At 58.2% G+C, this 11,859-nt stretch carries 9 protein-coding genes and 2 pseudogenes; 2 read left to right on the top strand and 9 right to left on the bottom strand.

The features are described 5' to 3' along the window. Positions 1–141: 141 nt before the first annotated feature. The 7 genes and pseudogenes from SO139_RS25980 to SO139_RS25950 form a co-directional block, all read right to left on the bottom strand. The gene (locus tag SO139_RS25980) at positions 142–312 is read right to left on the bottom strand and encodes a hypothetical protein (RefSeq protein ID WP_498540815.1); all 171 of its coding nucleotides are present in this window, start codon (positions 310–312) and stop codon (positions 142–144) included. A gap of 172 nt (positions 313–484) precedes the next feature. Continuing rightward, positions 485–1,660: a hypothetical protein gene (locus SO139_RS25975; RefSeq protein WP_498540814.1), complete on the bottom strand. Its 1,176-nt coding sequence runs from the start codon at positions 1,658–1,660 to the stop codon at positions 485–487. Positions 1,661–1,899: 239 nt separating this feature from the next. Further along, complete coding sequence (locus SO139_RS25970) at positions 1,900–3,015, bottom strand: hypothetical protein (protein WP_498540813.1); 1,116 nt, start codon at positions 3,013–3,015, stop codon at positions 1,900–1,902. Positions 3,016–3,180: 165 nt separating this feature from the next. Beyond that, positions 3,181–3,681 carry a hypothetical protein gene (locus tag SO139_RS25965; protein ID WP_498540812.1) on the bottom strand — a complete coding sequence of 167 codons (501 nt, stop codon included), beginning with the start codon at positions 3,679–3,681 and terminating at the stop codon, positions 3,181–3,183. A gap of 253 nt (positions 3,682–3,934) precedes the next feature. Further along, positions 3,935–4,570, bottom strand: coding sequence for a Thoeris type III anti-phage system protein ThcA (gene thcA / locus SO139_RS25960; protein ID WP_498540811.1), 636 nt, complete (start codon positions 4,568–4,570; stop codon positions 3,935–3,937). Between the two features lies 1 nt (position 4,571). After that, positions 4,572–5,762, bottom strand: a complete 1,191-nt coding sequence (gene thcB4, locus SO139_RS25955; protein WP_498540810.1) for a Thoeris type III anti-phage system protein ThcB4 — start codon at positions 5,760–5,762, stop codon at positions 4,572–4,574. 170 nt (positions 5,763–5,932) lie between these two features. Beyond that, positions 5,933–6,505, bottom strand: a pseudogene (locus tag SO139_RS25950) (TIR domain-containing protein); the annotation flags it as partial. Positions 6,506–6,710: 205 nt separating this feature from the next. Between SO139_RS25950 and SO139_RS25945 the strand changes: the two are divergent. Next, the gene (locus SO139_RS25945; RefSeq protein ID WP_498540809.1) at positions 6,711–8,834 is read left to right on the top strand and encodes a TIR domain-containing protein; all 2,124 of its coding nucleotides are present in this window, start codon (positions 6,711–6,713) and stop codon (positions 8,832–8,834) included. A 337-nt stretch (positions 8,835–9,171) separates the two neighbouring features. Next, positions 9,172–9,567, top strand: coding sequence for a pentapeptide repeat-containing protein (locus SO139_RS25940; RefSeq protein ID WP_498540845.1), 396 nt, complete (start codon positions 9,172–9,174; stop codon positions 9,565–9,567). Here the strand turns inward: SO139_RS25940 and SO139_RS25935 are convergent. Together SO139_RS25935 and SO139_RS25930 are read right to left on the bottom strand one after the other, a co-directional pair. Next, positions 9,499–10,881 carry an IS701 family transposase gene (locus tag SO139_RS25935; protein WP_498540808.1) on the bottom strand — a complete coding sequence of 461 codons (1,383 nt, stop codon included), beginning with the start codon at positions 10,879–10,881 and terminating at the stop codon, positions 9,499–9,501. The genes SO139_RS25940 and SO139_RS25935 overlap by 69 nt on opposite strands. Before the next feature lie 74 nt (positions 10,882–10,955). Further along, positions 10,956–11,716: pseudogene (locus tag SO139_RS25930) on the bottom strand (IS5 family transposase). Positions 11,717–11,859 lie beyond the last annotated feature (143 nt).

The raw sequence follows: 11,859 nt of genomic DNA, 5'->3' as shown, positions 1-11,859 counted from the left end.
AACCGCACGACCGCTTGGGGTCCATCAGCCGCCGCAAGCCGCAGCTGTCTCTTCATCAGCCAGAACAAGGGCGAGCATCTCGCAACCCTCCGTCGGCAGACGTCACGCCGTTCCGCATGCGCGCTACCTCTGCGTCCGGCCTTAACTCGGCGCGGCGCACGCGCCCGCGTCACGATAGCGAAGCGACCGTTTCGACCCTTGGACGGCAAAACGGACGTCCTTCTTGAGCTTTTCCACCGATGCAGCCGCATCGACCAGTCCGCTCACCAAAGTGGCACCGATGCCATGTTCGCTGAACGGGTAGCCCGACATCAACCCCGGATCCCCCGGAAAGTCGGTCCCGACCACGGCACGGACCGCCGGCTGACTGAGCCGCTGGCGGGGGCAAGCCTGCCTTTCGGGGCGTCAGTTGGGTAACCTCCGGCGGAGCTGGCGAACGACCTCACGCAGATCCTTCGCTGAAACAGTCCGGCACGTCGCCGAACTATGTCGCCGCCGGTTCGGCTATGAAGAACAGCCCTGCCGCATTCTTCATCAGCAGATAGTGGATTCCGTTCAGATTGGCGTGGCTTTCTGACTTATCCTTCAAGCCATTGAGCAATGAGATCACCATCTCGCCTTGCCTCTGCCGATCGCCTGAGGGATTTAGCAGTCGCGCGACGATCATGAACGTTGTTACGGCCTGCACCGTGGCGACCGAGACGGCGCCGTCGGGATCGTGCAGGACGGTGATTTCGGTCGCGAGCGGGTCGTCATTCTGCGAAGCCGTCGTCACGAAGACTCGCTCGTTCACCTTGAATCTGCACGCGGTCTTCACTTGGGAACTGCAGCCCAGGCTCAAGGCGCGCAGATCGAAATTCATGGAAGCGGACATCTCGTTGAACCGGAGGTGGAAGTCGCCGGCGACGATCCCCAGTTTTCCGCCCTCGGCTTCGCGCGCGCCCCTCTGCGACCAAGCGCCTTCCGCGGCTTGCACTTCGGCGAAGGCCTTGCGGCGCTTTTCCTCCTCGGCGCCGAGCCGGCTCCTGATCTCGGCAAGCCGCTGCTCCGCCGCCTCACACTCTCGCCGTGCTGCGTCGGCCTCCTTCGCCACCTCCGCGATCTTCGGTTCTTCGGCCTCCACGCGCCGACGCGCCTCCTCGGCGGCGGCACGGTCGCGCTTCGCCTGCTCCTGAAGCCGCTCGCGGTCGCGACGTGCGCGGTCTTCCTCCAGCCGGCGGGACTCCGCCGCCGCCTCACCGTCACGCTCGGCCTGTCTGGCGAGCTGCTCCTGTTCGCGCAGCGCCCGTTCCTCGGCCAGCTTGCGCCGCGCTTCGATCTTCGCGCTCTCGGCGCTCGCCTGCGCCCGAGCCGGCTCGATGAAATTGCGCTTCAGGCGTCCGACCGCCTCCGCGACGCGGGCCTCAATCTTTTCCGGAGTCGGGTTCACCATCCCGGTCGCGAAGGAAGCGAATCGTCGGACACAGGCCGCGTAGACGGTCCGATACTCCTCCACGTCCTCGTCGGTCCAATCTTGGGCCGGACTGCCGAGGAACGCCCGGTCGCCGGGCCGCACGTCGCCCATCAATTGCAGCGGCCCCGGCTGGCAGCCGCCTTTGGAGTCCAGCCACGACTGGACAAAACCTGCGTCCGCAATATTTGCGCTCGCGAGCAGTGCCATCGCGGCGCTCGACGAGATCATCAAGTTCCGAAACGTCATCCAAATCCCCACCTTCCGAAGCGAAGCGAACAACATGATTCTCGCGCAATGTCAGTTAGACAAAATATTGATACAAGGTGCGCATTCTCGATTCCTTCGCGCGACGCGTGTCGTCCCATGCTCGTCCGGGCATCGTATTTCCACTAGCAGGCCCGCTTCCGCCGACGAGACGACGCTCGGTTTGCAGAGCGCCCAGGCGATCAATCCAATTTTTCAGCCCATTCGCCGATTTCCCGATCGATCTGCTGGAACAGACCTCCGGACACGATATCGTCGAGCACGATCGCGGCGCTCACGAACCCTTTCGCGCCCTTCTTCGCCGCAGGCAGGCGCCACGCCTCATAGCGGGTCACCCCGGCCCGGGTCCCCTTGGGCGGCATCCGATCCAGCCCCAAGCGGTCTGCGGTCGCGGGATTTTCTTCGCGCATGCTCTCGAAGAGCCACCGGAAGTCGCTGACCGTGCCGAACGTGGGCACGAAATGCGGGATCAGATAGTCCCGCACGATGTTGTCCAGGTCGTGCAGCACGCCCTTCGGCATGCCCGGACCGGGTCGGACCACGAGCTGCAGCGCGACCGGCACGACCAGGGGCGATATCAGCCAGTTCCACTTCTGCTTGAACGCGGCGACTTCCGCCTGCACGCGCTGCTTGAACTGCGCCGACTCGCCCGGCTTCGTCGGAAGCTCGCCCAGCTCGATCCGCAGCGGCGCGCTCCGGAACATGGTGTCCCATTGCTTGGGGAAAGGATTGAAGATCCCTCGCCGCGGCACGTCGAACAGCCAAGCGAGCGAGCCGGTGGTGACGCTCGCATAGGCGAGCGCGGCGTTCTGGGCATTCCACCGGTAGAACTGCAGCATGGCTTCGTACTTCGCTCCGCCCAGCGCAGCCCTGTTGGCCGCTTCCTCCTCGAGAAACTCGCGAAGGATCCGCATGTTCTCGATGCGGTCGCGGCCATCCTCATAGTCGTCGCGGTCCGCCATTCCGGCGATAGCGAGATCGTCGCGGAAGGCGCTCATCGAACGCACATCGACCGCGATCATCGGCTCGTCTTCCCCATGCCTGCATGATACCGACAATGCGTGGATCTGGCTGTCGTCATGGTAGAGGACTTTCCGGTCTGGGCCGCCGAGGCTCGGATCGGCCGACCCGAACAGGTCGAGCAGATTTTTGGCGATCGTGTGCGCCTGGGGCGCATCGTGACGGGTCGTCGCCAGCCGCAGATCGAGCGCGATGTCGCCCTTGAACGCCTGCCGGCTTCCGCGGTCCATGTCCTTCAGCAGGCTGTCCTGGAACTTGATGCGGTCGCCTTCGCGCATCTTTTTGGACTGCGGCTCGACGTCCGAAACGAAGAGATGGAGCCGCCTGGCCTTGCGCCCGCGGTAGAGCTCCAGCTTCTTGGCGTCGGGCCGGGTAGCCTTCGCGGGGATACGCAATTTCATGGCGACCTGTCTACCATGCGGCATGTCGCGTGCGCCACCGAGCTAGTCCGGCAGCTCGACGCCCTCCGGCAGATCGTCGGGATCGACCTTCACCTCCAGTCGAAAACCGTGGAGCGTAGCCCGCCGGTGGCTGAACTTAGTGCCGTGCATCACGACGAACTTGAAGCGCTCGCCGATCATCATCTGCAGGATCGGAGGCAGCGCATCCCTGGGCAGCGGCAGCAACCCAGTGATTGGGGTGCCGTACCCGTCGAGCGACCCGACGCCCAGCGGCCGTAGCGCCTTGCGCTCCTCCTGCTCCAAGTCCCTCGAAGGCAGGAACGTCAGCTCGATCCGGTCCGTCCTCAGACCCTTCGGGTGCAGCAACCTGCCCCGCACCTGCAGGTGGCGGAATTCGTTGTAGGGATCGACAGGCTGCCGATCCGAGTTGAGGCTGAACGAATAGCCCCACCCCCAATCCTCAATCGCGACGACGTAGTAGACGTCCGGCTCGCGCGGCTTCGGCTTCCGCTTCTTCCTGACCGGCTTCGGTTCGACAGCCATCGAAAGGATCTCGTCCCTCGGACTAGCGGCGCCCGGGCCAGCGCAATTCGCATCCTGGACTTGCTGATTGGCTCTTGTCTCTCGATGTGTTTTGCTCTCGATCTGAAGTCAAAGCCGCCACATCGTGATCGATCAGCACATCTCAAAAGACCCTGCGGAAGGATTCCGCTTTCGACCGCTTCCTAACTGAGGCTACTCTTGGACCCGGTATCGCATGGTCCGTTCGAGTGTTGTGCGCGGCCGCCCAGCAATTCTAACTCCTGTCCTTCATAGAGGCCGGCTGTTCGTTTGGGTGACTATACCGCCGCTCCCACTCTGGAATTCCCAAATGTCGATGAAAGACAGCGACGTAATCAAGATCAGTCCGCAGATCCGCTGGCAGCGCTTTGAGCCGAGATGCGAGATTGAGAGTGGCGCCACCTGTCGAGAGTATCGGAACCGCGCTTGCTTTTGGCTGAATGGTTGTGAACAGATCAAACTCGTCTAATATCCCACCCATCCCGCCAATGAAGACAGCGGCCTCGAACTCATTCTCTTTGAACATTCTCTCGCGCATGTGACGCAGGCTCTCCTCCCGATCACTCTTTACGACCGTCGTATAGGTGACGTTGTGGAAACGCGCGTTGTCTTCCGGGAATTCATCTTTGAAAAATTCGCTCTGATACAGCTTGACCCATTGGCTGTAGTCAACGCTCAAACTTTCAGCGATGATCCAAATCATCGGCGTAATCGCGGGATGCCCACCCCACACTAGTTGCCGGCGACCCAGAGTGACATGCACCAGTGCTCGAACGGCTGAGGATATTGCGACCGGATCTGCTGTCCGCGCGAAGTCAGGAGCACGCTTCGGATCGGGGACACTCGCTGAAAGAAAAACAGCTCCTGTCATATTAGCCTTCCCATGCAGCCAGTTGCCAGTGCGCCTCTGCCGATCGAATGGCCCGAACCACCTTGATATTCTGATCCAACCACCTCAGGTGATTGATCCAAGCTTCAGATAAGCCAACGTAGTCATAAATGAGAATCGGAACGCCATTTTGATCCGCTTGACGCGCTTTGTCAGCAACATCGTTCAACAATTCCGCCGTAGGAACCCCAACGACTGGATAGGCCCATAGTCGCCTGCGATCCTCCAGTTGAATTGAAATAGCACGGTGGGAGCCAACACCGAGGACGGAAGCCCCAATACGGGCGATGTCTGCTCGTAAACTGCCTGTGATCGCCATGTACCGAGAGGCAATGCTCTTGCTTCGAAGCCGCTCTACGGCAAGAGCAATGTCGTGCAGGACCCCTTCGGTAAGACCTGTCTCCTCCACTTGCTCTCTCTCTAAATAGATCGTGTCAGCAAATTCCGTCTGCCTGTTGGGAATATGATTGGGCCACACAAGGCGCAAAATATGTATCCCCTTCGCCCGGGCGCGTCCCAATTCGTGCCTCGTCCATTTGCTCTCAAAATAACTGGGGGTGTCGAGCATGATTAAAACATCGGAATCACACAGACGGTTCCAAAGAACATCCTGGAATGGTTCTCCTGGCCTGACATCGTGCGTATCCAGAAACACGTCGAAGCCCCGCGAAGTAAGCGCATCATGCAACTGCATTGCGGCAGTACGGGATTCAGCGCGGCGATAGCTGACAAAAAGTCGACGCTGCTTTCTCAACAAACCGACACACTCCAGGAGAGCAGCGCTAACTTCTCTCATTTGTGGGTCGTCAGCACGAAGAAACACTCCATTGAGGAAGTGCAAACAAGGGGGGATTTCGGCCTGAAAGCACTCAGCAGATGAAGCGACTGGGAGTATTGGAGCGCTTGATCGGAGAAGGAGGTCGATGGCCTCCAGATCTTTAGATGCGTCACCCCCAAAGTAAAGTCCGACAAAGGACGCCTTCAAATCACGGCTATGTAGTGAAGCGGCATTGTGTATCACCACGTCTGCGTCCAATCTCAAACCGAAGTCGCCGATCATCTCAGCTATCGTCCGCTTGAGACTGGTCAGACGCTCCTCAGTGACACTTCCAATGATGGCAAGCTCATATAGGCTCAAATGCGACTCCGTTGTTTCAAACGAGGCACCATCCATATTTTGAACGGATCTTCATCGCTTCTTCAATTCGCCCGTTGATGCTCCTCCCAAGACTTCTTAGGCTCCTCGATTTTCGAGCCTTCTCCGGTCCGGCCGCGCGAGTTTTCTGAGCATCTTAACGGTCGCGTCTGGCAGGCACCATTCAGGATAGCGGCAGAGCCGCGGAGTCAATGCCCCGCCAGGGCCGCCGCTGTTTCGATCCAACCTCCGATGTTGTTACGCCCATCCTGTTGAATGAAATCATAGCTCATGCAGTGATCCGATAGCTGCACAACGCTGGAGTCGGTGGGAGCATTAAACCAAAGGCTACTCTTAGGTACCGCAAGAGTGTAGTCGTCGTACTTCACCCACTTGCCCCCCTTCCATTCCGCCAGAAATTTGCCAGCGTCCGTCTTGTAAACGCCCATCTGGGCAAGCGGATCTGCGCCCTTCTGAGCAACTTGTCCAGCAGCGTTCTTCGCACCGTGAATGTAAACTGTAAGCAGGCCGTTACCCTTTAGCAGGTTGCGGGCAATCTCGTATCTGACCCACCGACGCTTCCATGTTTCGCTGCCTGTGAGAACGCAAGTCACTGACGTGTTGTCAACGCCTTCGCGTAAGAAGGCCTTGAGTGCATCATCACTTTCTTTTTGCTTCGCTTCGAAAACGCTGCTGTCGAAAAATCCGCGATCGATTTCATCTTGCGGCTTTACGACCCAGAAATTCCGAACGTTCCATGCTCTCCAAACGTCTGGGACGTAATGAAATGAAAAAACGTCCTCCGCGACATCTCCTCTTCCCTGCCCTCAAAGCTACAGGATGCAACCAACGCGATAAAATGTCGAGAGCCGAACGGCAACTTCCCTCGAACCAGCGAGCCCCGAGCGACCAGCGACTGAAACGCCACCGGACCTGCGGCTGACATATTGTGCACATCCGTGCTATGGTTGGTGCACTCTACCTTTGGTGTACACCCTGTTGCTGACTACAGATGGCCTGTCTACAACAATGCGCCCACTCGCAATTCATATCGTCTTGCAAGATTTCGAAGGCCAACCAACAAGCGCCGCTCAATCGCTTGTAAAAGCTCTATATGAACGCCTGATCCGGGGACAGCGACCATCCGGCATTCCCATCAGGATTTGGAGTGGCCGCGAAACAGACGGCCACTTCATCGCGCCGGGAAGTCCTGCTTTCGATGGCGCAGAGAAGAATGTTATAATCCTATTGATTGACGATCATTTTTTTGAATCTCGCAGTGGTTGGCGGCGATACATCGATGATCTTAGAGCCGCCCTTCGTCCAACTGACCTACTGCTTCCGGTCTCGATCTGCGGGCACGCCGAGCGAACTTCCGAAGCGCTTGGTGATATTAATTGTATCCAAGTGCGTGATCCGCTTGTGGCGAGTAGCGACGAGCGAATCTTCCAAGCGATATTGAACGCGATACTCGGCCAACTTACGTTGCGCACAGCAGACGCGCGTGCCCCCGAAGCCTCCGAGGTCGGCACGCTTCTGCGCTCTGCACCGAGAATATTTCTCTGCCATAGCAAGACCGGCGGTGAGAGTAACACCGGCGGTGAGCCATTGGCTCGGGAGCTACGCACTTACATCTACGAGCACACCCAGCTGACCTGCTTTTTCGATACGCACAACATACCACACGGCTTTCCTGTGAAAGACTCGATCCGGCAGTACATCAATGAGTCCTGCGTATTGGTCGTTTGGACCGATAACATGTTGGACAGCCGATGGTGCCAATTCGAGATTCTTGAAGCTCGTCGTCTTCAGCGCCCTATTATAGTGCTTGACGCACTTAGCAGCTTCGCGCCAAGGATATCTCCATTCCTCAGCAATATGCCGGTAGTGCGTTGGTCCAAAAATCCGGCAGAAGTGGTCAGCGCGTTACTTCTAGAACTTGTTAGAACCCGACACCTCGAAGCGCTGTTTCATTCGCTTGTCGATAGCGAACGGATCGCTCCACAATTCAGGCTATACCCACCAGATCTCATGGAGCGTGAACGCAATGGTGTCACTTCGACGGCTGATCTCACACACGATCAACTCGTCGTCTACCCTGACCCGCCTTTAGCGGCAGAGGAGCTATCGTTTCTCTCTGAAAGCTATCCGCTGCTTTCATTTCAAAGTCTCTCAGAATGGTCCGCGCTGCGGGCTAAGAGTTCAGAAAAACTGGAGTACAAGATACAAAGCCGCTCGATGCATCCGGAGCTTGGTCTCAACGTCGCGATTTCGATATCCGAAACGGATAATTGGAAAACTCTCGGATTGATACCGGAGCACCAGGACGATTTGGCCACGGACTTGGCTTGCCAACTTATCTTATTGGGTGCCAGGCTGTTGTGGGGCGGGGATTTACGGCCCCAAGGTATCGGTGCGAGATTTGAGTCTCTCGTACGCGCGTACCATCAATCAAACCACGCGCCGCAAGATCATATCGCATGCTATCTGGCGTGGCCCAACTATCGAGAAATGTCCCAGGACCAGTTGCAACGTCGGCGCGCAATCGCTGACATATTGTGCTTGCCGCAACCTGGAGATTCTGCGGACAGATCAAAGGCGCACGATGCACTCTGTTTTTCCCTGATGAGACAACGGATGGCCACGGACAGCGACGTTCGAATCATCCTAGGAGGTAGCACGACGAGATATCGAGGACGGTACGCCGGCATCGCCGAGGAAGCGTTGGAAAGTGTAAACGCGGGAGTCCCGCTCTACATCATTGGCGGCTTCGGAGGCGCTGCCCGAGCTCTCTTTGACATGATCGCTGAACCAAACAGCAAGAACGAACTCGATGCTGGCTGGGAGATGCGTTGCCAGCCCGACGTGCGCCAGATGCAGGAGGACTATGATCGCCTAGCACAGCGCCTCGGCTTAGGTTTGCAGGTAGACTACGCGGGACTGCGCACCTCGTTCACATCGTTAGGCATGAACGGACTATGCGCTCTAAATCGGCTCAGTTTAGAGGAGAACCAAAGGCTGGGCCTCACCACCGATATCCACGAGATCGCGTCGATTGTAGTACGAGGACTAAGCCGGGTCACAAGTAAAAACTCGCTTGCCGCCGGCTAATCCGCCTGCGCGTCTACTCAATGAAAAGGGGCGGCAGACGTCAGCATCTGAGGGTCAAGTTCCTACGATCAATCATAGCATTACCGCGCCCGACCGCTGGCTGTGAAAACGCGGGAGATCGAACCGCCGCAAGAACTATATTCTTCAATCGCTCTTTAGTTGAGGGCGCTTTCGAGTTTGAGTGCTAGAACGATCTTGGACGCGTAACTTCTTCTATCACCACCAATCGTCTCGGCGTTTTCACACTGGCACCGAGCAACACTGGCAAGCAGTCCGAGGAGGAGCTCTCTCTTGGCGATCGACGAGCATATCGCGCTGCTGAAGAAGGGGGGACTACCTGGAATCGTGGCGTGACGCGCACCCCGACATTCGTCCCGACCTCAGCGGCGCGAACCTCAGCGGAGCGGACCTCAGCGGAGCGGACCTCATCCAGGCGAACCTTGTCGAGGCGAACGTCAGTGGGGCGAATCTCAGCGGGGCCGAGCTCATTGAGGCGAACCTCCGCGAGGCGGACCTCCACGGGTCGAACGTCAGCGGGGCGAACCTCGGCGGGGCGCAGCTGGTAGACACCGATCTTACTGACGCTAATGTCGCCGGCTGCCGTATATTCGGGATATCGGCGTGGCGTTTAAAGCTGGAGAGAGCCAAGCAGCAGAGCTTAGCACTACTTTGGCAGAATCTGTTTGCGCCAGTGTTTTTCAAGGATTTTTTTCGGCAGTATGGACACCGTTGAGACGGCGGCCGAAGGATGAGATCGACGATGGCGTGACGTACGGCGGGCATGGTTGGCTGAGGCGGAGGTCCGTTGATTCTTTTTTTTCCGCCCCGCGTGTGCGAGGCGACGGTGTTGCAGGAAGGCGTAGGCAATCATTGTCATCAGGGCGTGGCGATGAAGACCTTGCCATGATCGCCCCTCGAAGTGATCAAGTCCAAGCTCCTCCTTTAACTGCTGATGCGCCTGCTCACAAATCCATCTTGCCTTGATGGTGGCGGCTAGTGTGCGCAGATCCGTCGCCGCAGGGAGATTGGCAAGATAGTATTTCTTCTCCCCTGAGGCGCGTTGCTCGCCAATGAGCCAAGCTTCGTCGCCCGGGAGATGCTGCTGACCCTTATCCCAAATCCGCTGAGGAGGGCCGTCGGCGGTGCGGACACGAAGAGCAGCAAATCGGGCTTTCAGCCGACCTTTCGTTCCGCTGCGCCAACTCACGGCTTTCCATTTGGCGCTGGCTAGCATTTGTTCTGCCGCAATCGATAAGATATCGGGCACGTGGTGCTTTCGTGGTTTCCCGCGGACTTTGGTAATCGGCCAAATGAGCTTCACATCGACCGGATACACTTTCAGGTGCCGAGGGACACCGACAGCCCAGGCCAGCCCGCGCTCTGTCAGCCCTTGTCGAAAAGGAGCGCTAAGTCCGTATCCTGCATCCGCCAGCACACATCCAAAGCGCACGTTGGCTGCCATCGCGCGGTCAATCTCGGCCAAAGCAATCTCCGGCTTGGACCGGGGCGTTCGGTGTTCGACTGGCACGCGAGCGCGCTTCAAACGAGACACGTCGCTTGTCCAACTGTCAGGCAGAAAGAGACGTAACGCGACCATCACTGGCACTTCGCCGCGCGCAAGCGTCAAAGACACCAGCGTTTGGCAATTTGCCGTTTTGCCGAGAGCCGACGCGTATTGAGCCGCAACACCAACCGAGCGTTCACCCTTCTTCGGCAGTGAGGTGTCATCAATAACCAGCACCGCATCCCTACCGCCGACAAGTCGGTCCGCCTGGTTGAGCAGCTCTGTCTCCAGCGGCGTCGCGTCCCAGACACCGTCCGCAATGAAATGGTGCAGCTGGTCGTAGTTGCCCGTGGCAAGGCGCTCTGCCATCGGCTGAACGCTCTTGCGATCGCCAGGACCGATCAATCCCGCAACGTACAGCGGACACATCCGCTGCCGAGTCTTATGACCCAGCCGGTCCAAGAACGGCATCAGCCAGCGTTCGAGTTCGTCTTCCCATCCCGCCATGGTCAGCCCTCCAAGAGCCGACCACCTATGAATCATTGAAAAATTGATTCGGGAATCCTATAAAGCACGGCAAAATCAACGATCTGCCAAAGTAGTGTTAGGGTTCAGACTCAATTGATCCAATAGGCGACGATCGCGGCGAGGTGGACGGCAGCCAAGAAGTTTCTGGCAAGTTTGTCGTAGCGAGTTGCGACACGCCTGAAATCCTTGAGGCGGCAAAAACAGCGCTCGATGACGTTGCGCCCCTTGTAGGCGCGTTTGCTGAAGCTGTGGAGAGTGACCCTGTTGGATTTGTTTGGAATGACGGGCTTGGCACCACGATCGACGATTTCGGCGCGAAAGCCGTCGCCGTCGTATCCTTTGTCGCCAATGAGGGCAGACATGGGTGGCGCGAGTTCCAAAAGGGCCGGCGCGGCGGCAATATCTGCGTCCTGGCCTGGAGTGAGATGAAATGCGCAAGGTCTGCAATCAGGGTCGCTCAGCGCGTGGATTTTCGTGGTCCGCCCACCGCGCGAGTGGCCGATCGCCTGTTTATGCTCCCCCCTTTTCCGCCGCTCGCCGAGCGATGCGCCTTGATCGAGGTGGAGTCGATAGACAAAATGACGCCATCCTTGCCACAGCGGGCGAGCGCTTCAAAGATCGCCTGCCAGTGTCCGCGCTTGGCCCAGCGATTAAAGCGATTGTAGATCGTCGTGTAAGGACCATAGTCGGGCGGACAATCGCGCCAGCGTGCGCCGCACTGAAGCATGTGAATGATACCGCTGATAATGCGTCGATCGTCATCGCGCGCCGGGCCAGTCTGGTTCGTCGGCAGATGCGGCTCAATCTGAGCCCACTGCTTGTCGTTCAGCCAGAACAGCCCCTTGCGCACCGAAGTCCCCCGTGCCGAATCAATTCAACGCGAGAGAATCAGAAACTGCTAATTAGGTACAGACCCTAGCATTACAGTTGCTTTTTTGATTTGAAGTGGGCGCGTTGAGCGGCAGCCTGGTGGGCTCTGCGCCAGAAAGACCA

This window comes from Bradyrhizobium sp. UFLA05-89 (assembly GCF_059803475.1).
The sequence above is the reverse complement of the archived record's forward strand: the minus strand, read 5'-3'. Positions and strand labels throughout refer to the sequence as shown.